This is a genomic window from Mesorhizobium sp. USDA 4413 (genome assembly GCF_056280365.1).
Genome location: NZ_JBVPRP010000001.1, coordinates 5781866 through 5807294, shown reverse-complemented (window position 1 = coordinate 5807294; position 25429 = coordinate 5781866). Strand labels below are relative to the sequence as shown.

The window sequence follows — 25429 nt, the reverse complement described above, 5'->3', positions numbered from 1 at the left end:
TGTCGAGTGTTGAACCGTGATCGTCGAGCTCTTCGGTCCGCCAGGTTCGGGCAAGACAACCTTAGCACACGTTCTTGCCATGCGGTTGCGCGAACACGGATACCGAGCCGAGGTTGTTCGCAGCTATCGACCCGCGATCAGATCCGGAACACTTGATCTGGGCGTCCTTCTGTTCGTCTCAAGGATCGTCTCGGCGACCGTTTCCACGGCTAAGGTCATTTTTTTCCCACGCAATGGCGGGTCGAATCTATCGAAATCCCTGCTCATGCTCAGAGCGATGCCGCCGAAAAAACCGATCTGGCGAGCCCGGATCTGGCAGCAAATACTGAAGCTGTCGCACGCCTGGGATCGAGCCAAGCTGGCCCACGATATTCTTATCTTCGACGAGGGTTATGTTCAGGCGGTCGGATCCCTGGCGTTGCTCAATGGGAATGCCGACAAAGCTGTTCTCGAAACGATGCTGGGCGATGTGCCGGTCGCGGATCTCACGATCAGAGTTCTGGCGCCGCGAGCGACGGTCGCGGCTCGTCTTCGCCGGCGCATGGAGCGCGAGCCGCCGGCGGAGCGGCTCTTCGAGGCCGATTTCGACGTCAATATGCGTTCGCTCAGCGTCTTCGAGACGATAAGCGATATACTTGCCGTGTCAGGGCGAAACGTTGTTTGCGCGAAGACTTCAAGCCAACGTTCTACAATGAAAAGCACGCAAGCCCTCGAACAGGCGATCATCGCCAGATACATTCTGGGCACAACGGATGGTGAGCGCCAGCGGGTCGAGCAGCCATCCGAAGCAGCGGGGCCCCACAGGCCATAGCCGCCATCTTTGGCCATCCAACCTGCTGATCCAACTCGGAAAAACGCAGCCGACATGCTGACGGGACCGTTGGTCGACAACCGAGCTTTCACATCCGCAATCGATGTTTCATTCCCCCACCACGGATCGAACCGGCATTTGGATGCGTGCCATCATTCAGGTGAATGATGGCGTGATGCGACAGCCTCCGTACGCTCCTATTCCAGTCGTCAGCCGTTTCTCGGAATCGCGAACCAATGTCCTACAGCGACTTTCTGAGATCCAGGGAGGGGCGGATAACAGCAAGCCCGATCGGCAAGATCGTCCGCGCGGCGGGCGGCGTTTCGGCAATGGCGATTGCAGGGCAACTCACCCTGGTCGCCACCATTCCGATACTGGCCCGTCTCTATTCTCCTGCCGACTTCGGCGTCTTCACGATCTATCTCTCAACGGTAAACATCCTCGGCGCGGTCGCAGCGCTGCGCTTCGAGCCCTCGCTCTATGGGGTCAAGGAAACCGAGCAGATCTACGTCACCGTAAAGCTTATCGTGATGGCCGTGTTGACGACGGGCGTGCTCGCTTTTGCTGTCGGGCAGATGCTTTTGGGTCTGGCGCCTGCCCAGCTCAGGCACCTTTTCTGGCTCGTTCCGCTTGGCATGAGCGGCGCCGCGCTCGTCGAAGCGATGAATTGCTGGGCCCTGCGTGCGGGCCTGCTGCGCGATTTCGCTCTCGGCCGGCTGATCCTGCCGGCCACCATGGCGTTGCTGCAACTGGTTTTTGGCGTCGCCCATCTCGGAGGCGAGGCGATGGTGCATGCGCATGTCCTCAGCCAGTTCATTTTTCTCGCCTTTCTGGGCTCTCGGATTCTGAGTTGGGACGACCTGCGTGGCATCTATCGAGCGCCATGGAGAAGTGCCTTCGACAAGGCAGTCAGGGAATACAAGTTCCCATTGTTCGACATCCCCGCGACCCTCGGCAGCTATGCCATCAACAATCTTCCAGCAATTCTCGTGGGTTCATTGTTCGGCGCAGCTTTCGCCGGTTATCTCGGCGTCGCGTCACGGCTGGTAACGGGGCCCATCGTGCTGATAGCCACTCCGCTGAGCAACGTGTTCGTCGCCGAGGCGAACAAGAGCAGCGATCGTGGGCATATCCTTGGCGTCGCGCGTGGCCTCTTGATCCTTGTCACGGGCCTCACTGCGTTGCCCATCTTGGCGCTTGGGCTGGCTGCTCCGTATCTCGTCGTCCCGCTCCTGGGCGAGGCTTGGATGCCGACCGCGCAAATCATGACTGCGCTGGCATTGATGGGTGCGGTGCAGGCCTTGTCGACACCGCTCAGTGAAGTTCCTGCCCTGTTGCGGCGGCAGGAGGTGCGGCTGGTCGTCGACGCGGCGCGGATGGTGCTTGTCTTCGGTCCGCTGCTCGCCGGCGCCAAGGCTGGTTGGGAAGCCATCGACGTCATCTATCTCATGGCTATTGGCGGGATGGTTGGGTTTGCCATCAAAACCGCAGCCTCATTGTACCTTCTGAAGCGGGACACCGAACCGGCACAGGCGACATTGTCCAGTCCGTATTCAATCGCGAGGAAACAGCACGATGAAGCTCCTGTTGAGTAGCGACACGCGTCCTGAAGGAGCCGTGCCGTCGCTAGAGCCGGCGGCCGGTGGCAAAAGTGAGACAAATCTGTCGGCGCTTGGCCCCGTGGCCAATGTCGCTCATGCTGCCGAAACATCACCCGCGCGCCCGTTCATTTCCGTTGCCGTTCCGACGTTTCGCCGGCCGGACACGATCAGGCGCACCATCGACAGCATTGTGGGGCAGGACTTTTCCAACTGGGAACTTGTCGTCAGCGACGACGAAGGACCAAAGGGGTCGAGTTGGCCCATCTTGGAAGAGTATGCGCGACGCGACCCGCGCATCCGGATCGTCGAAAACCGCAGGGGCCGGGGGCAGGTGGAAAACACCAACAACGCCATGCTTGCCTGCACAGGCAAGTGGATCAAATTGCTGCATGACGACGATTGGCTGGGCCCCGGGCGCGCTGAAGAGGTTCGCCGAGATCTCGTTAAAATATCCGTCGGCAGCGTTCATGACCTGCGCGGCGCATGTTGTCGAGGAAAACCGGATCGTGATGCGGTCGGACCCGCCGGAGCAAAACCGGGTTTCACTCTATTCCAGCCAGCAATGCCTGACGGACCTCTATCTGGTACGGGTGACCAGGAGCCTTGGCATCATTCCTTCGACGCTGCTGATCAACGCCGCCGTGATCCAGGCCGGATGCCAGATGCGCGCACACAAATCCATCCCGGCCGGCGTCGATCAATTGTTCTTTGTCGATCTGGCCCGTTACGGCGAGATGGTGGCAATCAACGAAGGGTTGATCTTCTATGATGCGACACATCATCCGAGCATAACGACGTCGAAGAGCTACGAGGACGTGGATGAGGTCACTCTTGCCGTCAAACAGCTCAATTGGGATCTAATCGAGGATAGAAGGGGCCTCCCGAAACCAGAGCCGCTTTTGCGTGCGCTGCGGGTCGCTCGCATCCCGGCCAGGTTCCGAAATCAGTCCTGGCGAACGACGATGCGAGACGCCGTGCAGATCTTTCGGCCGTCCGTGATGAAGATCGCGAACCAGTATGCCCTGGAATACCTGTTCAGGATCCGACCAAAACTCGGCGCGCTGCGGACCCGTAAACGCTGACAATACGCTCCTGAGATGCCGAGGCCCGCCTGAGAATTGTATTGGTGTTCCGCGGGACCGCTCGATACCGGCACCCTGCGCGAGCCGCTAGAGCATTTTGCAGCCAAGCGGAATCGCTTGGCGTCGCACAAATGCGGCTAAACCAAAGAGACAGAGCGGTTTAGAGCAATTCCAGGAAAAGTGTGTGCGGTTTTCCATTCGGAATTGCATAAAACAAGGAGATAGAGCGTTTCGCCGTTTCCGTGAAACGGTGAAACGCTCAAGGCAGACGTGGAGCAAACGGCGGCCTCTCGGAAAACTAGGCACGCCGGATGATCGGAGAGTTTCTGGTTCTATGGCAGAACCGAGATGCGCCCCAGAAGAGCGACCAGCTCCGCCTGGCGCCTTGTCTCTGTCTTGGCGAATAGCGAGGCGAGCTGGGTGCGGATCGTGGTTCGGCTGAGCCGGTTGCGCTCGGCAATTTCCAAGGGGGCGTCGCCACTCGCCAAACGCAACGCCAGCTGCGTTTCGGCGCCGGTCAACCCAAACATTTTCCGCAGGGTCTCCGGATTGGGTCCGGTTCTCGGCTGGCGATCGAGAAGCGCGACGATGATCGACCCATCGGGGGTGACAACGCCTTCTTCGTTCATGATAACCGGCCGGTCGCCAGCGCTGCGGATGACGATCCAGGACAACGATCCGGCAGGAAAATGCGCAGGCACGCCAGCGATAAGGCTCCTTAGTGCCGCCGATAGATCGCCGGGCGAATCCAGAGAATCCGCACAGGCCTCGAGGATGGTTTCGGCGGCCGCATTCCATTCAAGCACCCTCTTTGCCTCACTCAGCACAAGCCACCCGCAGCCGATGCGCTCGAGCATGCCGGTTATGGAATTAAGGCGCGGCCGCACGCATGTGCCATTGGTGGCCGGCCTGATGGTTTTGCGTGAAGCGCTTCGCGCGAACGCGGTCGTTGTTCTGCTGCCGGCACCAGCCGCGACCATGCCAAACTTTGCGATCGACCCCGTGTCATTCCGCCCGCTGACCAGATTCATGGATCATCCATCCTTTTTTCTCTGTCTCTGCTGTCCGCGCTTGACGACGGACAGCCAGACGATTGTGCTGGCTTCATAAGACCCTGATTTTTGGCGGCCTGAAAGCAACCAGTCGTACTAGCTGCACGGTCGATGATCTAACCTCGACGAACTAGACCAAAAGTTGTAGTTAATTCGGATAAAGCTGCCGAGGAGGTCCGATCCTGTCGCCAACTCACTTGGCGTCGACGGCTGTTCTGGTCGCCACGCTGCTCTTTGAGGTAAGTGTTTCCGTCGCGGGTGCCACAGACCCAGCATTCCTTGAATTTATTCCGGCGATTGTTGTCATCGCCTTCCTGGAAAGCCGCCTGATTGCGGTCGGATCGACGCTTTTGATGGCGGCTGCCGGCCTGGGTGCCCGGATGGTTATGAATGGTCAGCCTCTCGCCGATGATTGGGCGCGCGCAATCCTGCTTGTGCTTGCCGGGGGCATGATCGCCTTTCTTTTCGATCGGTCCAGGCAAAGCTTACAAGCCGCGCTGGACGTCAAGCTCGCCGCGGTCGAGGCTGCGGAGTCCCGTTACCGCCGGGCTTTTGAACGAGCTGCGCTGGGCTTTGCGACTGCGAACGACAGAGGGGAATTGCTGGGGCTGAACAAACGCCTCAGTGCCTTGCTCAGCTACCCCGAAGACGAGCTTGTCGGGCGGCCCATAGATGAGCTTGTCCATCAAGACGATCGCGCGCTGCTGAAGAATTCGCTCGCCGCCTTGACCTCCGAAGCGCCGTGGTTCGGCTCGGAAATGCGTCTGATCAGAAGGGATGGCAGCACACTTTGGGCTTGGTTGACGCTCTCTCTTTCTGCGTCTGACACGGTGCCGTTGGACAGCCTGTTTGTGGTCGTAGACGACATAACCGAGCGAAGAGCCGCCCGCGAAGCGCTGATAGCTCAAAACGAGTGGCTCGACCTCGCATTGTCTGCCGGCCGGTTGGGCACCTGGCGCATAGACTATAGCCAGGACGTGATCTCGGGCTCACGTCAGTTTTGGGAGATTCTAGGCTTGCCTCCGGCCGCGTTCCGCCCCCTGTCGGATCTGTCATCCATCATCCACGCCGCGGACTGGGAGAAGCTGGTGTCGCCTCCAGGAAAGGGGCAGCCCGGGGCCAACTACGACGTGGAGGTTCGCCTCCAGCGCCCTGGCGGCGAAGTCCGTTGGGTCGCCTTGCGGGGACGCGAGGAAAGCCGCAATGGCCGTGACCAGCGCATTGGCATCGCGGCGGATCTGACCGAGCGACGGCAAACCACGCTACTGCGGGCTGCGGTAAGACGGCAAGAAAAATTGATGCTGGAGCAGCGTCACCGGTTCAGCAATCTGTTCCCCGTCATCACGGCGATAGTGAAGATGCTGGACGCGCCGGAGGGCAGTCTCGCCAAGTTCAAGGAAATGCTGGTCGAGCGAATTCGCGCGCTTGAGGCGACGCATATGCTGCTCACGCGCAGCGCGGATGGATCATCCACCATCCGTGATCTCGTCGTGCGGGAACTGAAGCCTTTCGCGGACGCTGGCAAGACAGTGATCACGGGTCCCGATGTCAGGATTTCAGGCGGGGCGGCGGAGAGTTTCGCAATGATTGTCCACGAGCTCACGACCAATTCGATCAAGCACGGCGTGCTCGGCGATGCGCAAGGCAACGTTGAGGCACGTTGGGATTTCACGTCAGCCGGGGCGGACGATGAGATTGTTTTCGAGTGGATAGAAACGGGGCGCCGGCGCGCGGCTTCGATCAAGCGCCCGGGTTTCGGATCCGTGGTTCTGGGAGTCGACGGGACACCCCTTATAGGCCATTCCTCGCAATTCGAGGTGCGGGAGGATGGATTGCGATATTCCCTTCGGCTGTCGTCGAAGGAAGTGCACGCCTAGCTCACACCGTTCCAAACCAGGTCTTTATCAGAACCGCCGCCTCGGTGCGATTGCGCACTCCCAATTCCCGCATGATCGCCGCCGCATGAATCTTTGTGGTGGCCTCGGCGATATCGAGATCTCTCGCTATCTCCTTGTTCGAATATCCATCCGCCATCAGCCGCAGAACATCCTTTTGGCGGGATGTGAGTCTTTCAAGAGCGCCAGCGCCGGCGTTGCTGCCGTGACGGATTTCGAGCACCTGATCGTGGGTTCCCAAATGTCGGGAAAGGAGCGCCGGCACGTATATGCGGCCCGCCAGGATTTCCTTGACCGCGAGCACGACCTCGTCATCGCTTTGCGATTTCACGATATAGCCGTGCAGTCCCACATTGAGAGCGGTCAGGATTTCGGAGCGTGAATCGTTTCCCGAAACGATCGCAAAGCGCGTGTCTGGGTACGCGGCCAAAACATCGCCGATCACTTCTTGAGTGAAGAGCCCAGGCATGTTCAGGTCGAGCATCGCGAGGTTGACCCGCTCGTGCTCGGCAAGAAGGCCAACCACGGCATCGAAGCATGCGGCCTCGAATATCTCGACGTCCTCAATGCCGGCAGTCAGCGCCAACCGCAGGCCACGCCTATAGAGACCGTGATCATCGGCGATGACAATCTTGTACATTGTACCCCAACGCACGCACTTCCGGCCCGGAGACTACGGCACACGTCCAGAACGTCTTTGCCTACAGGACTTAATTCTGTGACGATGCGTGACTTGGTCCGCCAAGCTGGAACCCAACAGCAATCTACCCCTTCCAATAAAAAAGGCTACTCCGCGTTTACCATAATGCAAAGTCGGACCTTGGTCCCTGGCCGCGATGGAGTCCGCGCCCGCGCATGCTGCAACACCGCCTGCCATTTCACCATCGTCCAGCTGAGCGCGCCATTCGAACGCACGACGACAGGCCTGCAGGCTGAGCGTATCTCTCGCTTAGTTCGGAGCACGTCTGGCAGATCGGGTGGCAGGAGCTGCACGGGCGAGGTTCGGACGCCGAGCTTGATTGTTGGCCTGTGTCGGCCGTGTGCGCAGGGAGTATCCTATGAAAGCTGTTATCCAATGCGGTGGAATGGGCATGCGTCTGCGTCCCTTCACATCGGTTCTGCCAAAGCCTCTGATGCCTATCGGTGCCCGGCCGGTGCTTGAGTTGCTGCTCAAATGGCTGCGGCGCAACGGCATCGAGAATGTCTACGTCACGACCGGCTACCTCGGCCATCTGATCCGCAGCGTGTGTGGCGACGGTTCGCAATGGAACCTCAAGATACGCTATACGCAGGAAATGGAACCGCTCGGGACCATCGGCCCACTCTCCCTGATTAGGGACGAATTGGATGAACCATTTCTGGTCCTCAATGGCGATGTGCTTACCGATCTGAGCCTCAGCCGGTTCGTGGCGGCGCACCGGGCCCACAAAGATCTGGTTACAATCGCGACGGCGGCGCGCGTCACCAAAATGGACTTTGGCGTCATCGACGAGGTCAATGACACTGTCCAGGTGTTTCGCGAAAAGCCTGCGCTCACGCATCTGGTGAGCATGGGAATCTACTGCATGAATCCGGCGGTTCTGCAGTTCATTCCATCCGGCATCCCCTTCGGCTTCGACGATCTCATGTTGCAAATGCTCCAGGATGGGCAGGTCGTGCACGTCTACAAGCACGAGGGGCTTTGGCTGGACATTGGCCGTGTCGAAGATTTCCAGAAGGCGCAGACGGTTTCCTGGGAGGAGCAGTCAGCTTCGATAGAGGTCGCCGCGGCTGCAGCCTGAGCGGATTTTCCAGTCGCGAGAGTCACCGGGAGGTTGGGATGCTCTTGGTTAGTGCTCCCTTATTGGGTGTGCCGGAGAAGGCCGCTTTGTCGAAAGTAATCGACAGCGGCTGGCTGACGATGGGCGAACGCGTCAGGGCATTCGAAGAAGCGTTCGCCGCGATGCATGGCGCCGACGATTGTGTCGCCGTCAATTCCTGCACCGCAGCCCTCCACCTTATTCTGCATGGACTAGGAATCGGACCGGGCGACGAGGTTCTGGTGCCTTCGTTGACATTCGTGGCGACCGTGAACGCAGTCTTGTACGTCGGCGCCAAGCCCGTCTTCGTCGATATAGAATCCGATGACGTGCCTCTGATGTCGGTCGAGGATGCGGAGGCAAGCTGCACCTCCCGCACCAGGGCTGTAATTCTCGTCCATTTCGCAGGCTATCTCGCAAACAAGCTGGAGTGGCAGACATTCGCAAGCGCGCGAGGGCTCTACATTATCGAGGACGCCGCGCATGCTCCCGGCCTGAAGGAGGTTGGGACCTTTGGCGCGGGAGCGGCATTCAGCTTCTACGGCAATAAGAATATGACCACCGCCGAAGGCGGCGTGGTCATTACGCGTGACCCCGACCTGCGGGAGAAGATTCGACAGGCGCGTGGCCACGGCATGACCACCGGCACGCGGCAGAGGCTGAACAGCCGCACGCCGCAATATGATGTGACCATGCTGGGCTTCAACTATCGCATGGATGAATTGCGGGCAGCCATCGGCCTGGTTCAGCTTCGCAATCTGCAGGAATGGAATGAGGTCAGGCGCGTCCTTGTCACATTGTATCGACGCCTCATCTCCATGCGCTGTCCGGCCGTTTCCATGCCGTTTGCCGAACCGCGCCGCTCTGCCTATCACATCATGCCGATCCTGTTGCCCCGGTACGTCAACCGACAAGAGGTCATCGATGAACTGCGGGCGCAGGGTATACAGACGACAATTCACTATCCGCCTGTGCATCAAATGACGCTCTACCGGGAGCTTTTCCCCGGAGTTCATCTGCCGCGCACCGAGGACTTCGCCGACCGTGAACTGACCATTCCGCTGCATCCGCAGATAACATCTCCCGTGGTGGAAGCAGTCGTGGACGCCCTGGCATCCGCCCTCAACAGCTGTGCCCGAGCAGGGACAGCGGCATGAACGCGTTCGACATGCCCATTGGCCGGCTTGCAATGCGCTGCGTGAGCCATGGACGAGGCCGGCGCGCCATCGACATCATTGCCGCGTGTCTTGGCCTCATCGTCCTGTCTCCGTTGATGCTGCTTATTGCAGCGGCACTGCTGATCGAAGGCGGCCGCCCGGTGCTCTTTGTCCAGCCGCGAATTGGCGCCGGCGGTCAACTTTTCCGTATGTACAAGTTCCGAAAATTCTACCCGCAGTGCGATACGGGGGGGCTCGCGCTGACACTTGCCAACGACGCGCGGATGACGACGGTGGGCAGGTTTCTTGCTTTCAGCAAAATGGACGAGCTGCCGCAGCTGTGGAACGTTCTGAAAGGCGACATGGCGCTGGTCGGCCCGCGCCCGGAGAGCTTGTCATTCGCTGAGTGCTTCAGGGACGGCTACGAAGCTGTCCTGCAATACAAGCCAGGCCTGTTCGGTCCTGCTCAGATCATGTTCCGTCATGAGGCTCATTTCTATCCTCGAGATGTCGAGCCGACTGCCTTCTACAAGGAGGTTCTGTTTCCGGCAAAGGCGAAGATCGATCTTTCTTATTATGGCCGCCGGACAATCCTCTCGGACGCGGCGCTCATCATTCGAGGTGTTTTCATCGTTCTCGGCACGACTGCGGGCCGTTCGACCGGCGCTTGAGCCGTTCGAATGGTCGTCGCGGCATTCGCCGGGTTAGGGCCAAGGAGTGCGAGGGCTGTCAGGACATGACCTACAAGGGCAAGAGAGTATTGGTCACCGGGGCGGATGGCTTCATAGGCTCGCATCTGACTGAAGCGCTGGTTCGCGGCGGGGCCGATGTGACGGCGTTGGCTCTCTACAATTCGTTCGACAGCCACGGCTGGCTGGATGACCTGCCGGACGAGATCCGAAGCCAGCTCAAGCTCGTCCGCGGAGACGTTCGCGACAGTGCCTTCCTGAACCGGATCATACGCGGCCAAGCCGTCGTGTTTCATCTCGCCGCATTGATCGCCATTCCCTACTCCTACGCGGCCGCCCAGTCCTACGTGGAGACCAATGTCCTGGGCACCGTGAATGTGCTCGAAGCCGCCCGTCAATGGGATACCGAGCGCATTGTGCACACCTCGACCAGTGAGGTGTATGGCACCGCTTTGACCATGCCGATCAACGAAACCCACCCGCTGCAGGGCCAGTCGCCCTACTCGGCTTCCAAGATCGGAGCCGACATGATGGCGGAATCTTACGCCCGCTCCTTCGACGTTCCCGTCGTGGTGCTGCGTCCATTCAACACCTTCGGGCCACGGCAAAGCGAACGGGCGATTGTTCCGACCCTCATCAGGCAGGCCGTCGACCCAAAATGTCAGGCCATCATGGTAGGGGATACGAGTCCGGTCCGCGACCTCACCTTCGTCGAGGACACGGCCGCGGCGTTTCTCAGCGCAGGTTCCGCCGAGCTCGAATTCGGCCATGCCTACAATGCCGGAAGCCAGCGTGCCGTGACCATATCCGACGTGCTGGACCTGGTGCTGGAGTTGAGCGGTTCCAACAAGCCCGTCCGTCGTGACGAGAGCCGGCTGCGCCCGCAAAATTCCGAGGTCCGGGCGCTGTTGGCGGATTCATCCCGGCTTGAAAGCGCAACAGGATGGCGGGCTAAAACGGACTTGCGCGAAGGCCTGAGGCGGACCATCGCCTGGTGGCGGGCGCGCCTGAGCGAGGGGCGCGTACGTCATGAAATGAGCTACATGACATGAGGTTTTCCAAGCTTTCCGCCGCATTGCTGCTGGTTTGCGTTGCCGCCTTTGTCGGCCTGCGAACGGTCGGGGGGCAGGCGAGCGACACGTTCGCCGGCTTCGTGGCTCCGGTGGCGATGAATTTGCCGGAATATCTTCGTCCCGCCACGGACCCCGCATTCGGCACAAGCGTCGTCCGCATCTCCAAGCCCGGCCCTCTTGGAAATGGGGTCGTTTGCGGGCCCAAATATTGCAGCCATCGCTATTCGAGCGCTCAAGCCTGGAACGCGGACCAGACACTGCTCCTGCTCGACAATGGTTGCAACGGAATGTGCTTTCTCGACGGGCACACCTACAAGGCGCTGTTTTGGCGCAAAAGAGGGGGCGAGTGCGAGTGGCATCCCCGAAATGCCGAATTGATGATCTGCGTTCAGGACCGGGCGGTCTCAACCTGGGCGCCACGGACCAACCGCGAAGTCGTCCTTTTCACATCCGCGGACTACCACGATCTGCAATTCGGTCCATCGAAGGGCAATCCCAGCCGGGACGGTAGCCGCATCGCGGTCCGCGCGATCCGCAAGGACGGCGCGGACGTCGTTTTTGCCTATGATCTGAGCCAGCGGCAGAAATTTCCGGATATCGACCTTTCTCAGGTACCTGGAAAGGCCAGTTCCTGCACAATCTCACCGCTCGGAACGTATATCCTGTGTTTCCAAAATCTTGTGGATGGCACGGAGCAGAGAGCTATCTTCACCGTCGACGGCACCTTGCATCAGAGATGGACTGACCATCATCGTCCAGGCCATGGCGATCTGACCGTCGACGCGGACGGCAGCGAGGTTTATGTCGGCATAAGCAAATCCGACCCCGACAAGTTCCAGGTCATCAAGCGCAGGCTCTCGGACGGGAAGGTGACGTCCCTGACCGCATACGGTCAGGCGGAGCATGCATCGGCCCGGGCCGTGGCCAGGGGCGACTGGGTTTTCCTGAGCTATGGCGGTGACCCGCACGAGGTATCGGCCAATCCTGGCTGGGCTCCCTATGCGCGCGAGGTCATCGCCCTCCGCATCGACGGCAGCGGCGCCATCCGTCGTGTCGTGCAGACGCGGAATCCTCCTTCCGACTACTGGAGCGAAACGCATGCCTCGCCTTCTCCGGATGGCTCCCAGGTGATCTGGTCGAGCAACTGGGGCGTGCCGGGCGGCCCGGTCTACGAGTTCGTCGCGCGCCTCGATTGGAGCGAACGCCAAAACCCCAAGGAGGTTGTTGCCAATGACCAGCCTTAGCCGGTTCTCCTTTGCGCTTCTTGCAGTCTGTGCCACAGCGTCGATGGCCGTGGCGGCCGAGACATCGACCTACCGGATTTCGCCGGGCGACACGGTCGAGATCGGAATAACCTCCATCCCCGACCGGACGCAACGTGCCGTCGTCCAGATGGATGGCACGATCGTCCTGCCAGAGGCCGGCACGGTTTCGGTCGGCGGTCTGACGCCACCCGAATTGCAGAGCCGTATGCAAACGGTCCTGCCGACCAAGATCTTCCACATCCGCATGCCCGATGGCCGAGAGCAGATGGCGATCGTGAGGCCGAGCGACGTAACGGCGATCATCGCCGAGTATCGCCCGATCTATGTGACCGGCGATGTGCTCACTCCCGGACAGCAGGCCTACCGTCCACTGATGACCGTGCGCCAGGCAATCGCCGTGGCCGGCGGTTTCAGCCTTTTGCGGGCGCGGACCAACCAGGCAGGTCCGGATCCGACGGACCTGCGACGCGATTACGAGATGATCTGGGGAGAATACACCAGGGACTACTTCCACAGCGCGCGCCTGCGGGCCGAGCTCGACAAGCAGGAAAGCTTCGACACACAGCCTCCGCAAGGATCGCCGCTTTCGCCTGCGCTCGCGGCGGGGATAGCAAAGGCTGAAGCGGAAGCGCTCAAGCTCTCCCTGGGTAATTTTCAGCAAGAGCAGAGCTTTGTCGAAAAGGGCGCCAAAGATGCCGCGGCGCAGATCGAGACGCTGATCAAGCGCGCACAGGATGAAGCGGATGCCGTCAAGGCGGATGAAGAGGACCTGGAGCAGGTCACCAAAGCGTTCAAGGCTGGAAACCTGACGAACAACCGGCTCGCCGATGTCCGGCGCGCCGTCCTGCTTTCATCCAGCCGGGCGTTGGAAACGTCCGTCGAGCTGATGAGAACAAAGCGCCAGCAGGAAGACTTTGCCAGGCAGCTCGAGCGGAACGAGAACCAAAGGCGCATCGGTCTGCTGAACGAATTGCGGGACACCGAGGTTCGCCTGGCCGATATCGGCACAAGACTTCGCGCCGCGAGTCAGAAGTTGCAGCCCTTGGGTGCCACCGCCGCGCCTCTTTCCATCGCCGGCGAGACCGTTCGAGCCCAGATGACGATCATTCGCAACGTCGATGGGCAATGGCGCAAGCAGGCCGCCGACGAGGACGCCGAGGTGGCGCCGGGAGATACGATCGAGGTCAGGTTCAGCAACGAGCTGGAGAGCGCGGCGGCGCAATAGCGCCGGCGCTTCTGCACCATTCGGCGAGTGCTGGATCCGGTTGTGGAGGCAAGTCTTGAGCCAGGACATCGATGTCGCGGACGCCTATAGCAGAGGCAGCGCGGTCTTCATGGGAATGGAGATGCTTGTGGCATCCGGCGCGCTTGTGCCGAGGCCGGAGACGGAGCTGCTGGGCTCGACCGCCGTCGACGTGTTGCATCAAATGAACCTGCCGGCGCCGCGCGTGATCGACATGTGCTGCGGGGCCGGCAATCTTGCCTGTGCGATCGCCCACCAGGTTCCGACGGCGCAGGTGTGGGCAAGCGATCTCACCGATGGATGTGTCGGGGTGGCGTGCCGGAATGTCGCCCACCACGGACTGGCCGACCGGGTGTCGGTCCGGCAGGGCGATCTGTTCGACGCTCTCGCCACCCTGGTGCCTCAGGGCACGATCGATGTTGTCGTGTGCAATCCACCCTATATCTCGGAGAAGCGGCTGGAGGGCGACCGCTCTCATCTGGTCGCGCTCGAGCCGCGCGAGGCCTTTGCGGCCGGGCCTTACGGCATCGCCATCCACATGCGCGTGGTGAGGGATGCTTTGCGGTATCTGCGGCCCGGCGGTGCACTGTTGTTTGAAGTCGGCCTCGGCCAGGATCGCCAGGTGGCAAGCCTGTTCGAGCGGAACAGGGGCTACGAGAATGTCCGCGCCGTCACCAATCTCGCCGGCGAGGCGCGGGTCGTGCTCGGATACGCAAAACCGCAGCCCTGAGCGCCTGGCAGAAGGAGCTCATCCCCTCTTGCGCGCGATGAACTGCGCTATGCCCTGGATGGAATCGAGATTCTCCGGGAGCAGCTCACTGTCTTCCACCATGATGCCGAAGGTCTCTTCGATGAAGCCGATGACCTCGAGCACGCCGGTGGAGTCGACGATACCCTGATCGAGCAGCGATTCCGTGGCGCTGAGCGATTTGACGTCGGCGATGTAGAAGTTCGAAGCCAGGAAATCGCGAATTTGTCTGGTGTAAATGTCGCCCGCGGGATCCGTTGCCAAAAAATTATCCATAACCCACCCTCCGATAAAAAACCAAATACGGTCCGCGCCGCCCGACAGGGACTACGAAAGAGCCACCTTCTTGAGTTTCCCTGTGTCCGTCCTCGGCAGGCTGGGCACGATAACGATGGACTTCGGGACCATGAAGTTTTCGAGCCGCTTCTGGCACTCCATCTGAAGCTGCCGCTCGCCGACAATGCGGCCTTGCTCGATCACGACGAAGGCCTTCACGGCTTGGCCGAGAAGCTCGTCAGGCACGCCGACCACGGCAGCCTCCTTGACGCCCGGGATGTTCACCAGCACGTTCTCGACTTCCTTGGGCGCAACCTTCTCACCCCGGGATTTTATGATCTCGTCGCTGCGGCCGATGAAATAGAGATAGCCCTCCGCGTCCATCCGGCAGTAGTCGCCGGTGTAGAGCACCTGCTCGCCCGGCAATGGGCCGGGCTTGAGCTTCCTGGCGGTCGCTTCCGGCTTGCCCCAGTAGCCCTTCATCACCGTCGCGCCACGGATGACGAGCTGGCCGACGATCCCGGGTTCGACCCGTTGGTCGTTGTCGTCGACGATCCACATTTCGGTGTTCGGGATCGCGATTCCCACGCTCAGCGGCTTTCGCTCGAGATCTTCCGGCGGCAGATAGGTGCAGCGCTTGCACTCGGTGAGCCCGTACATCGAATAGATGCGGGCGCCGGCAAACAGATCCCTGAGCATGGTGATGTGCTTGAGCGGCAAGGCGGCGGCAGTGTTGGTGACATAGCGGATGCTGGAGAAGTCGTGATCTTTCAGCGACTTGAGCTCCGCCAGCGAGGCGAAGATGGTGGGCACACCCGGGAAGCCTGTGATCCTCTCGTCCTTGATGATCTGAAGGATCTGCGCCGGGAAGGCGAAAGAGCGCTCGAGAACCAGCCGGGCGCCGGTGCGGAACGCCATCAGCATCTGATAGAGACCGTAGTCGAAGGCGAGGGGCAGGACGTTGAGGATCACCTCGTCCTCGCGAAGCTCCAGATATGACGCAATCGAGGTGCATGCGGCGGTCATATTGCGGTGCGTCAGCATCACGCCCTTGGGCTCGCCCGTTGACCCGGACGTGTAGATGATGGCGGCAAGATCGATGTCGATCGATTTGCGCGCCGGCGCGGGGGAATTTCTCTGGGCGGCCGTTTCCCAGCGCATTGCGTGCGGCAACCGGCCAAGCTCGTCGTCCTCGATCGGCCCTGACACGATCACCTGGCGTAGCGAGCGGCAATTTCGCGCCGGCTCGCTGAACACAGAGCGCAGATGCTGGTCGGTGATCAGCGCCGCCGGCCGGCAATCATTCAGCAGGTAGTCGAGCTTGTCGCTTTTGGTGAGCGGGTTGACGATGCACACGACGGCGTTTGCCTTCAGCACCGCCCAGAAGCTGACGACCGTCTCGACCGTGTTGTCGGCGAAGATCATCACCCGGTCGCCGCGTTGCACGCCGGCCGTTGCCAGACATTGAGCGACCCCGTTGGAACGCTCGTCGAGTTCGGCGTAGGTGACACGTCGTCCGTTGCAGACCAACGCCACCTTGTCGCCGAGCCGGCCGGCCGAGTGGATCAGATAATCATGCAGGAGCGGTACGGCGCCGTGGATCATGCCAACTCCCTTTCGCGGTGCTCGTAATCGACATCGATGCTGAGATCCGGCCTTGTCGAGCCGGCAGGACGATTTGCGACGAATTGCTGGTGCAGAAGCTGCGTCGACAGCACGCCGACCAGGGCCATGTTGTCGGAGTTCGACATGTCGCCGTCGCCGGTTCGAGCCCGGCACTTCTCGACCAGCCGGCTCACCGACTTGGGATCGAAGACGCCGGCCGCCCGCACGGCCGTCTCGGACAACGCCTCGCCAATGTAGGCCGGCGCGCCGTCGGCAAAGAAACTCATCGCATTCGGCGCCCGGTAGGGCTGCTTCTTCCGGGCGACGACCTGCGGCGGCAGGATCGGCGCGGCGACGCGCTTCAGCACATGCTTCTCGTCGAGGCCGCGCAGCTTGTAGGCATCCGGAAGTGCGTTCGCCAACGCCACGACATTGTCATCCAAGAATGGGAAGCGGCCCTCGATGGAGTGAGCCATCAGCATCCTGTCGCCTTGCGAGGAGAGCAGGTAGCCCGACATCAAGGTTTGGATTTCGATATACTGATCCTGGGCGAGGGGGCTCCAGCGCGGAAATTCGGCCGGCAGCGTCGAGATCAGTTCGCTCACCGCATCGCGGCGTTCGGAGGCAGCCCGCATATCGGGGCAGAACAGCCGCTTGATGGCGCTGGTCGTACGCCAGCGCGTGTCATGCGCAAATCCGGCCGCGGCGTGGGCCTCGATATTGCGGCCGAAGAACTGCCGGGCCAGTGCCTGCTGATGAACCGGCGAGCGTGACAGATATGGATAGAGCCGTTCGAGCAGTCGGGCGCGCCTGGTCGAAGCGGGCTGGCGTCCCCAGAAGCGGCGCACCTTGCCCTCGCGGAACAGGTCATAACCGGCAAACATCTCGTCGGCGCCTTCGCCGGTCAGCACGACTTTGATGCCGCGTTCCCGCACGAGCCTCGACAGCAGGAAGAGTGGTGCCGGCGCGGTTCTGAGGATTGGCCGCTCGGTGTGGCGGATCACCTCGGGAAAGACTGCGGCTATAGCGTCGCGGGAAACGACTATTTCATGGTGCTCGCTGCCCGTCGCGTCTGCGACGAGCCGCTGGAATTCGGTCTCGTCATATTCGGCATCGGCAAAACGCAGCGAAAAGGTCTGGAAACGCTCGCCGGCGAAGCGCCTTCCGAGCGTGGCGACAAGGGAGCTGTCGAGCCCGCCTGACAGATAGCAGCCAACCGGCACATCGGCTTGCACGATTCGCAACGCCGCGGCGCCTTCCAGCATCAGCCGCACTTCCTCCACGGCCTCGTCCAGGGAGCCGCTGAATCGGTCCTGGTCCTGATCCTGGATTTCCGGAAAGCGCGGCTGCCAGAATGGGTATTCTCGCGCCACGCCTTTCTCATAGAGGCGCACGTGTCCGGGCGGGAGTTCCCGGATGCCCTGGAACACGGTTTGTGGCGCAACGACGGTCCACATGGTGAAGGTCTGATCGATACCAGCCGGATCGAACGCGCGCGGCATGGCGACCTCGGCCGCGAAAATCGCTTTGACTTCGCTCGCAAAGAACAGGCGGCCGCCATGCTCGCAAAAATGCAGCGGGCAAATGCCGTAGCGATCGCGCGACAGCACCAGCCGGCCTGCAGCCGGGTCCCAGATCGCCAGCGCCCATTGGCCGTTCATACGCTCGAAGGCTGCCTGACCCCACTCCCGATAAGCGTGCAGGACGACTTCGGTATCGCTGCGGGTGCGAAACCGATGGCCGAGGGCGAACAGCCTGTCGCGCAGTTCGAGATAGTTGAAAATCTCGCCGTTGAAGACGATCCACGCCGGACCATCGGAGTCGGCGAGCGGCTGCTGCCCGTGTTGAAGATCAACGATCGACAACCGGGCATGCGCCAGCCCGGCGCGTCTGTCGCGGTAGAGCCCCCGTTCGTCAGGGCCGCGATGCGCAAGCGCGCCGGCCATGCGCAACAATGCTTCGCGCGAAGGCGGCTCGGCGGTGGCGTTCAGCGCCAGTATCCCGGCGATCCCGCACATCGTCGTCAGTCCACATCCATCGGCACGGACGGCAAGGGCCGCGCATGCAGATAACGGGCTGCCCGGCGCTTGGCTTCGATGTCCTTGAAGACCTTCTCGACCTGGCCGCCCGTGAGGCCGGCAGCGGCTGCGACCTCATCGGCGCATAACCCATGGTTGACGCCATAGAGGCATAGATCCGTCAGCTGGTAAGGCAGCGCAAAGTAGAATTCCTCCTGGCTTTGAGCCATAGAAAATGTGTCGGTGGTCGGCGGCCTGCGACGGATTTCTTCGTCCACTCCGAGATATTCAGCCAACTGGTAGACCTGTGTCTTGTACAGGTGCACGATCGGCATGACGTCGGCGATACCGTCGCCTTGCTTGACGAAGAAGCCCTGGTCGTATTCGAGCCGGTTCGGCGTTCCGGCAACGGCGTAGCCGAGGCGATCCGCATGATAATATTCGGTCATCTTGCGGATGCGCTGCTTGTAATTGGTCGCGGCGACGATCTGGAGATAGGCTGCCAAGGGCAGCCGAACCGTGTTGACCTTGCCTTCCGGATCCTGAACCGTAAGACGGGTGATATTGAGCCCTTGGCTCTCCAGGACCGAGGTCAGCACCAGCTTGCATTTCCATCCTTCGTCATACTCCGGAACGACGGAGCGGATGGCCTCGATCTGCCGGCGATAGGCGCCGATGGCGTCGAGCGCCGGGGCGATATCTTCGACCAGGGTATCGATGCCGAGCTGAGCAGCGATGACGCGTCCGAGCCTCAGCGAGTCTCCCGAGGAGTCCCGCTCCGGCATGAAGAGACCCAGCACCCTATCCTTGCCGAAGGCGCGCACGCATAAGGAGGCTACGACGGAACTGTCGATGCCGCCCGATAGGCCGACCACCACGCCGCGCCGTCGAAGCGTGACCAGAACCTGCTCGCGCGTCGACGACACGATGCGGTCCGCTTCCGCGGCTGCGTCCAATGCCAGTGCTTCCTTGGTGAATCCCGAGATCACGCCCACTGGCCCTCCAATTGCAGGGTTTCGGCCGTCGTATAGGTTTGCAAGACGGCCTTCTCGATCAGCGGGCGGTTGGTCGCGACGTAAGGCTCCACGACGAGATCGATATGTGTGCCGACGATCGGAACCACCTGCAGGTCGCGAAACACCCGATCCCACCCGATGGCGCGGGACATGCCCGGGCGAGCGCAGCGGAACAGGGTTCCCTGGATCGGAAGCGCTGGCTTGGGTTCCTCCAGCCATCGGAAAAATGCGCGAGCCCGCAAAACCTCCTGCAATTCCAGCTTGATGCGGAAACAGGCTCCGTTGAACTGGCCTTCGGTATAGCGGTCGATCGCGCTGGCGAGACGGACTTCGTGACCCAATCTGACCGCGAACTTTGCCAGCGCGCGGCAGGCGACGCGCTGGAACGAGATGCGGTTGGACCGGAGCCGGCGCATCGTGCGGATGAACGTGTCCCACAGGCGGCTGCGCTCGCCCTCCAGGCTTGTGTCGAGGATGCCGATGAACTTGACCGACCGCCCGGCCTCGAGCAGGCGCACCGCGACCTCCAGCGCGACCGCGCCGCCGAGCGAGTGGCCCAGAAGCCTGACATTCCCGGACGGCTGAGCGCGGTTGATTTGCTGGACCGCGGCGTCTGCCATGCTGGCGAGATCGCTCTGTCCGCGCAGGATGAGCGCGAGGCCGGGATATCTGATTGGAACCACTTTCGCGGTTTTCCCCATGGCGGAGGAAAAGGCGGCAAGACTTGGACCGTAGCCGACGGATCCGGGAAACAGGAAAAGCAGCGGCGGGTTGTGCTCGGGGACGGCTTTGCCGGATGCGGCTGCCTGCGCCGCGACGACAGCCTTCACCATCTCGGCCGCGCTCATTCCGACGGTGAAACCCTCAAGGCCGAGTTCCTGGCCGATGAGATTCTCGATCTCCATCACGCAGTGCAGCAGCTTCAGCGAGTCTCCTCCAGCCTCGTCCCACCTGCCTGTGGCTGCCTTGGTGTTGAGGACCTTGCTCCATGCCTTCCGCACCACCTTACCCGCCGCCGAATCGGCATCCGAACCGGACGGGTCGGCCGGGACAATCGGCCTCTTGGCGAGGAGGTCCATTTTACCGAGTTTGATGAGGTCGATCTTTCCGCCATCGAGGCAGGGGATCTCGCTCACCCGGTGGAGCCGCAGGGGCCGCAGAGCTGGGGGCAGCGTATCGGCAATCAGCCGGCGCAGGTCCTCAACAAAATCCGGACCTGCGACATCGCTTGGAATGGCGAATGCGACAAGCTCGGTTGCCTCCGTTACGATTGCGACGGCATCCTGAACCGACGGGGCGGATCGCAGCACCCTTTCGAGCTCGGCCGGCTCGATGCGTCGACCGTTGATCTTTATCTGGCGCCCCTTCCGGCCGATGATCCTCAATAGACCATCGCTGTCCAGACGCACGAGATCGCCGGTCGAAAAAACCCGCGCATGCGGATCGTCGGGGTCGGCTTCGACAGGGACGACGGCGCCATTTTCCCAATGCCCGAGCAGGACATAGGGGCTCTTGATCACGAGCTCTCCCGTTTCACCGGGCGGGACGACGCGCCCTTCCTCATCGACGATCGAGAACGCGATCCCCGGCAAAGGGCGGCCAACCGGCACGTCGGGCTCGGCGTTCGGCGGTTCCGACGGTACGAACCACTGCGATCCTGTCGTTTCCGTGGACGAATAGCCGATCTGGATCAGGCAATGCGGCGGGACGGCTTTGCGCAGAAGGGCAATGTCGGACCACAGCACTTTCTCGCCGCCGACGCGGACGACCCTGAGCGATCTGAAAGTATCGGCGCTGGCATCCGCCATCAGCGTTCGAAGCAAGGTGGGCACGATGTATGTGACGGTCGTGCCCTGGTCCTGCATCCGCGCGCGAACGCCGCGCAGCCCCACCGCCTCCAGTTCGACGAGCTGCAAGGTGGCCCCGCTGAGGACGGCCGCCAGAATCTCGCGGCAGCCGGCTATCGTGGCCAGTCCCGACAGGGGCAGAAAAACATCGTCCGAATTGATGTGACACGCCTCGACATATTGTTGCACGCGCCACAGCAAGCTGCGCTGGCTGTTAACGATGCCCTTTGGGCGCCCTGTGCTGCCCGAGGTATAGAGAATGATGGCCGGCGCATCGACGGAAGGCTGCGGCAGGGGCGTTGCCAACAGCTCCCGCTCCGATGCCGAACTTACGCTCATGTCGATCCATTGGATGTCCGCAGGCAGGTCGCTGGGCCTGTCGCCGATGCCCAGCATGGCCGAAAGCTGGGACGCCGCCACAATCTCCCTGATCCGGGGACCGGGATCTCTCGCATTGAGCGGAATCGAAATCCGTCCGGCTGCCATGGTCGCGAGCATGGCGACGACGCTCCAGACAGAGCTTGGCTGGCAGATTCCGACCGGCCTGCCTTCGGGGACGGCATTCGCAACGCGGCGCGATAGGATATCGACGGCGACGCCGAGCGCCGAATAGGAGAGTTCGTCCGCGCCGTCATTGATGGCGATCCTATGCGGATGTTGCCCTACGATCATTTGCAGACGGGGACCGATCCCTATATCCGCAAAATCGGCGGGCAAAGGCGGATAGGACCGCAGGGCAGGTCCGCCCTGGTCCAGCGCATAATTGCGCACCTCTACCCATCCGGGCGGGCTTTGCGGAAGAGGAACCTCATCAAAGTCCCGATCCGCTGCTTGTGCCTTCACATATGCCGGGAGCATGGCGTGCCTGAGCTAGAGATGAAGTTCGGTTATGGCTCTGCTCAAGAGATCTTTCATCGATCATTCTGATGATGCTTCCGGGGATAAAGAGAGGCGAGGGTGGAAACGGGTGTGAATCGGGTCACAGCTTAACGTTAGGGATATGCCGTGACATCAAATAGGCCTGTTCTTGTCACCGGGGCAGCGGGTTTCATCGGCTTTCATCTATGCCGGAGACTGCTTAGCGACGGTTGGCAAGTTCTCGGTTTCGATTCCATGAATGAATACTACGACGTCAATCTGAAGCGAGCCCGGCTCGATCAGTTGGAGGAATTTCCGCATTTCCGGTTCGAGCATGTCGATCTCGCCGATCGTGACCGCGTTTCGGCGCTATTTGCCTCGGTTGATCCGGAAATCGTCGTCAATCTCGCAGCCCAGGCCGGCGTTCGTCATTCGCTCACCAATCCCTACGCCTACGGCGAAAGCAATCTGAGCGGATTCCTCAATATCCTGGAAGGATGCCGCCACGCCTCGGTCGGCCACCTGGTCTATGCGTCCTCGAGCTCGATCTATGGCGGCAGCACGCGAATGCCGTTCTCCGTTCACGATTCTGCCGATCACCCGCTCAGTCTCTACGCCGCCACCAAGAGGGCCAACGAGTTGATGGCCCATACCTACAGTCACCTTCTCCGACTGCCGACGACTGGTTTGCGGTTCTTTACAGTCTACGGGCCGTGGGGCCGCCCGGATATGGCCCTGTTCATCTTCACCAAGGCCATACTTGCGGGTGAGCCCATCGACGTCTTCAACCACGGCAACATGCAGCGAGACTTCACCTATATCGATGACGTCATCGAGGGTTTGATCCGCATCATGCAACTGCCTGCAACGCCCAACAAGGAATGGAGCAGTGCGGCGCCTGACCCCGCGACGAGCAGCGCGCCGTTCAGGATCCACAACATCGGCGGCAGCTCGCCAGTTGAGCTGAATCATTTGATCGAACTGCTGGAAGACGCGCTGGGCAAGAAAGCGAAACGCAACTCCATGCCGCTCCAGCCGGGTGACGTGCCTGCCACCTGTGCCGATGTCAGCTCACTTGAGCAAGCGACTGGCTTCAGGCCGAGAATTCCGATCGAGATCGGCGTCCGGCGTTTCGTGGAATGGTATCGGGAATTTTATCGAGCCTGATCCGGACTGCTCCTGTATCTCCACGCAGCCGCAGTTGGCGACCCCAAAAGATATGCCTTTTCGCAGCTTCACCGCTGGCGAAGGTGAACGCCAGCGCCGCGGTTAGCGGCTCTCTAGTCTAGAAGCAGGAAATCGGAAAACCTCGCGCGCATCGGCGTCAACAGCTTCCCATTGTTCCGACAAGCGCACGAGCGGCCCGGCCCGTGGCTAGGGCAACAAAACGAGCGCCCCGCTGGTCCTGCGGGCTTCCAGATCCCGGTGAGCGTCCGCGGCTCTGGCCAGGTCATAAGCCACGGGCTGCTCGATCCTGACGGCGCGCTGACGCAACGCCGCGAAAAAGCGGTCGACATGCGGCGCGAGCTTTTCGGGCGTGTCGGTGTAATGTGCGTAGTTGGGCCGCGAAAGGGTGATCGACCGGGAGGCGAACCGGCCGACGTCCCAGCTGCCGACCGGCCCCGATGCCTGGCCGAAGCTGACGAGATGACCGCGCACGGCAAGGGCCGCAAGCGAACCGGCGAATGTGTCGACGCCGACGGCATCGTAGATGACGTTGGCGCCCGCGCCGCCGGTCAGCCGCATGACCGCCTCGCTGAAATCCTCGCGGGAATAGACGATGACATGGTGCGCGCCAAGACGCTCGACGATGCGCGCCTTGTCGTCGCTCGACACGGTTGCGATCACGGTGGCGCCGAGATGGCGCGCCCATTGCACCAGCAACTGGCCGATACCGCCGGCGCCGGCATGGATGAGCACAACCTCGCCTGGCCGGACGGTATGGATGTCATGCAGCAGGAAGCTGGCCGTCACGCCCTTGAGCAGGCCCGCGGCGGCGGTTTCGTCCGATATGTCATCCGACAAGCGCACCAGGAGGTCGGCTGTCATGTTGCGGCGCTCGGCATAGGCGCCGACCGGCGGGCAGGCATAGGCGACACGATCGCCGACCGACAGGCCTGAGATCGCCGAGCCGACGGCCTCGATGACACCTGCCGCCTCCATGCCGGGCACGCCAGGCAGCCCCAGCAGATCGAAGAAGCCGGTCCGGCAATAGACGTCGATGAAGTTGACGCCGATAACCGTATGGCGGATGCGCACCTCGTCGGGTGCCGGCGGCGGCAACGCGATCTCCTTCAGCTGCAGCACGTCCGGTCCGCCATAGCGCTCGACGAGGATCGCCCGCGTTGTTTCTTCCCTGGTCAAGGATGATGCGAGGATCGACGGTGCTACGATCGAGCGGGACACAACGCCGGATGGCGTGGGTGGCATGACCGACGGCGATGGTCTTGCCTCGACCGGCATGGCGAAGTCCCGGCGCCGGAGCAAATCGCGGATCGCGGCAAAGCCGGCACGGTAGATGTCCTCAGCGACCAGCTTCACCAACTCGTCGCGGCGATGCGCCGGCGGATGGAATTCGGAACGCCATTCCCAGAAGGTGGCGTTGCCGTCGGTCACCGGCTTCAGCCGTATCGAGGCGACATAGCCCATCAACGGCAGCGGCGCCTCGAGCAGGCAGTAGCTCAGCCGGCGGTCCTTGTCGGAGAGCGCCAGAAGCTGCTCGCGCAGCTCGCCTCCGGCGGCCAGACGGAAATGGCGCACGGCGCCGACCGCATCGGCAGGCTCGCCGCCATCGATCTCGCTCGACGCGATCGCCGGATGCCAGCGGTCATGGCCGTTGAAATCGCGCAGGATCGCCCAGACCTCCTCGATCGGGGCATCGATGATCGTGCTCTGGCGGACCTCGACCATTCGCGGCGGTCAGCGCCCGAAGCGCTGCTTCAGCGCGGTGAACGCGGCCTGGAATACGCCCATGCCGATCTGCTGCGTCAGCGCCGCCTCGCGCCCCGGGGCACAATCGAACTCGGCCTGCCATTCGGCCAGCGTCAAATTGCCGTCGGTAATCGGCGTCAGCGACAGGGTGGCGACATAGTTCTCCACCTGCATCGGGCTTTCCAGGATCGCATAGCTGCAGGAGAGGTCGTAATCCGACAGCGCCAGCAGTTTTTCGCGGATTCGTCCGCCGTCCTTGAGCGTGAAATTACGGATGCAGCCTATCCGGTCGGCATGCGCGTTCTGCTCGATGCGGCTCTCCGCCACGAAAGGCGCCCAGCCCGGCAAGCCGTTGAAGTCGCGCACGACCTTCCAGACGTCCGCGGCCGGGGCCGGGATGACCGAGGAGACATAGACCTTGGTCATGCTTGAGAGCCGGAGATCGAACTATGGAGGTCGCGCT

The 25429-nt window shown here is 61.6% G+C and carries 21 protein-coding genes and 1 pseudogene; 13 read left to right on the top strand and 9 right to left on the bottom strand.

The genetic code is table 11. From position 1 onward, the window contains the following. The first annotated feature begins 16 nt into the window (after positions 1–16). The 4 genes and pseudogenes from ACVMIM_RS28240 to ACVMIM_RS28225 all read left to right on the top strand — a co-directional run bounded on the left by ACVMIM_RS28240 (position 17) and on the right by ACVMIM_RS28225 (position 3494). Positions 17–811: a hypothetical protein gene (locus tag ACVMIM_RS28240; RefSeq protein WP_476115918.1), complete on the top strand. Its 795-nt coding sequence runs from the start codon at positions 17–19 to the stop codon at positions 809–811. 236 nt (positions 812–1047) lie between these two features. Next, positions 1048–2406: a lipopolysaccharide biosynthesis protein gene (locus ACVMIM_RS28235; RefSeq protein ID WP_476115916.1), complete on the top strand. Its 1359-nt coding sequence runs from the start codon at positions 1048–1050 to the stop codon at positions 2404–2406. After that, positions 2387–2788: pseudogene (locus tag ACVMIM_RS28230) on the top strand (glycosyltransferase family 2 protein); the annotation flags it as partial. The gene ACVMIM_RS28235 and the pseudogene ACVMIM_RS28230, both read left to right, overlap by 20 nt. 13 nt (positions 2789–2801) lie before the next feature. After that, the gene (locus ACVMIM_RS28225) at positions 2802–3494 is read left to right on the top strand and encodes a hypothetical protein (RefSeq protein WP_476117485.1); all 693 of its coding nucleotides are present in this window, start codon (positions 2802–2804) and stop codon (positions 3492–3494) included. A 332-nt stretch (positions 3495–3826) separates the two neighbouring features. On the opposite strand, the gene ACVMIM_RS28220 is transcribed toward ACVMIM_RS28225, so the two are convergent. Continuing rightward, positions 3827–4525, bottom strand: coding sequence for a helix-turn-helix transcriptional regulator (locus ACVMIM_RS28220; protein ID WP_476115915.1), 699 nt, complete (start codon positions 4523–4525; stop codon positions 3827–3829). Between the two features lie 218 nt (positions 4526–4743). On the opposite strand from ACVMIM_RS28220, the gene ACVMIM_RS28215 reads away from it, so the two are divergent. Next, positions 4744–6423, top strand: a complete 1680-nt coding sequence (locus ACVMIM_RS28215) for a sensor histidine kinase (RefSeq protein ID WP_476115913.1) — start codon at positions 4744–4746, stop codon at positions 6421–6423. 1 nt (position 6424) lies between these two features. Here the strand turns inward: ACVMIM_RS28215 and ACVMIM_RS28210 are convergent, their stop codons facing one another. Beyond that, positions 6425–7081 carry a LuxR C-terminal-related transcriptional regulator gene (locus ACVMIM_RS28210; RefSeq protein WP_041003403.1) on the bottom strand — a complete coding sequence of 219 codons (657 nt, stop codon included), beginning with the start codon at positions 7079–7081 and terminating at the stop codon, positions 6425–6427. Positions 7082–7499: 418 nt separating this feature from the next. Here ACVMIM_RS28210 and ACVMIM_RS28205 point away from each other — a divergent pair, with 418 nt between their 5' ends. The 7 genes from ACVMIM_RS28205 (at position 7500) to ACVMIM_RS28175 (ending at position 14397) form a co-directional block, all read left to right on the top strand. Then, positions 7500–8222, top strand: a complete 723-nt coding sequence (locus ACVMIM_RS28205) for a nucleotidyltransferase family protein (protein ID WP_041003405.1) — start codon at positions 7500–7502, stop codon at positions 8220–8222. Positions 8223–8260: 38 nt separating this feature from the next. Then, on the top strand, positions 8261–9397 hold the full coding sequence (locus ACVMIM_RS28200) for a DegT/DnrJ/EryC1/StrS family aminotransferase (RefSeq protein ID WP_041003407.1): 1137 nt from the start codon (positions 8261–8263) through the stop codon (positions 9395–9397). Beyond that, positions 9394–10068, top strand: a complete 675-nt coding sequence (locus ACVMIM_RS28195) for a sugar transferase (RefSeq protein WP_476115910.1) — start codon at positions 9394–9396, stop codon at positions 10066–10068. Before ACVMIM_RS28200 ends, ACVMIM_RS28195 begins: the two co-directional genes overlap by 4 nt. Positions 10069–10133: 65 nt before the next feature. Further along, a complete protein-coding gene (locus ACVMIM_RS28190) occupies positions 10134–11138 on the top strand; it encodes an SDR family NAD(P)-dependent oxidoreductase (protein ID WP_476115908.1) in 1005 nt (334 codons plus the stop codon). Beyond that, entirely contained in the window at positions 11135–12403 is a 1269-nt protein-coding gene (locus ACVMIM_RS28185; protein WP_476115906.1) for a hypothetical protein, read from the top strand. Before ACVMIM_RS28190 ends, ACVMIM_RS28185 begins: the two co-directional genes overlap by 4 nt. 43 nt (positions 12404–12446) lie before the next feature. Next, complete coding sequence (locus ACVMIM_RS28180) at positions 12447–13649, top strand: polysaccharide biosynthesis/export family protein (protein ID WP_476115904.1); 1203 nt, start codon at positions 12447–12449, stop codon at positions 13647–13649. A gap of 55 nt (positions 13650–13704) precedes the next feature. Further along, positions 13705–14397 carry a N5-glutamine methyltransferase family protein gene (locus ACVMIM_RS28175; protein ID WP_476115902.1) on the top strand — a complete coding sequence of 231 codons (693 nt, stop codon included), beginning with the start codon at positions 13705–13707 and terminating at the stop codon, positions 14395–14397. 18 nt (positions 14398–14415) lie between these two features. Here the strand turns inward: ACVMIM_RS28175 and ACVMIM_RS28170 are convergent, their stop codons facing one another. From ACVMIM_RS28170 to ACVMIM_RS28150, 5 genes are all read right to left on the bottom strand, one after another. After that, positions 14416–14679, bottom strand: a complete 264-nt coding sequence (locus tag ACVMIM_RS28170) for an acyl carrier protein (RefSeq protein ID WP_476115900.1) — start codon at positions 14677–14679, stop codon at positions 14416–14418. A 63-nt stretch (positions 14680–14742) separates the two neighbouring features. Next, complete coding sequence (locus ACVMIM_RS28165; protein ID WP_476115899.1) at positions 14743–16296, bottom strand: class I adenylate-forming enzyme family protein; 1554 nt, start codon at positions 16294–16296, stop codon at positions 14743–14745. After that, the gene (gene asnB, locus ACVMIM_RS28160) at positions 16293–18314 is read right to left on the bottom strand and encodes an asparagine synthase (glutamine-hydrolyzing) (RefSeq protein WP_476115897.1); all 2022 of its coding nucleotides are present in this window, start codon (positions 18312–18314) and stop codon (positions 16293–16295) included. Before asnB ends, ACVMIM_RS28165 begins: the two co-directional genes overlap by 4 nt. A 5-nt stretch (positions 18315–18319) precedes the next feature. Next, positions 18320–19303: an NAD(+) synthase gene (gene nadE, locus ACVMIM_RS28155; protein WP_476115895.1), complete on the bottom strand. Its 984-nt coding sequence runs from the start codon at positions 19301–19303 to the stop codon at positions 18320–18322. Next, positions 19300–21948, bottom strand: coding sequence for an AMP-binding protein (locus ACVMIM_RS28150; RefSeq protein WP_476115894.1), 2649 nt, complete (start codon positions 21946–21948; stop codon positions 19300–19302). The genes nadE and ACVMIM_RS28150 overlap by 4 nt, the downstream gene beginning before the upstream one ends. 234 nt (positions 21949–22182) lie before the next feature. Between ACVMIM_RS28150 and ACVMIM_RS28145 the strand changes: the two genes are divergently transcribed. Then, positions 22183–23202 (top strand): NAD-dependent epimerase, encoded by a 1020-nt coding sequence (locus ACVMIM_RS28145; protein WP_476115892.1) that lies wholly within the window; start codon positions 22183–22185, stop codon positions 23200–23202. 207 nt (positions 23203–23409) lie between these two features. On the opposite strand, the gene ACVMIM_RS28140 is transcribed toward ACVMIM_RS28145, so the two are convergent. Then, positions 23410–24945, bottom strand: coding sequence for an SRPBCC family protein (locus ACVMIM_RS28140; RefSeq protein WP_476115890.1), 1536 nt, complete (start codon positions 24943–24945; stop codon positions 23410–23412). A gap of 9 nt (positions 24946–24954) precedes the next feature. Next, positions 24955–25392, bottom strand: a complete 438-nt coding sequence (locus tag ACVMIM_RS28135; protein ID WP_476115888.1) for an SRPBCC family protein — start codon at positions 25390–25392, stop codon at positions 24955–24957. Positions 25393–25429 lie beyond the last annotated feature (37 nt).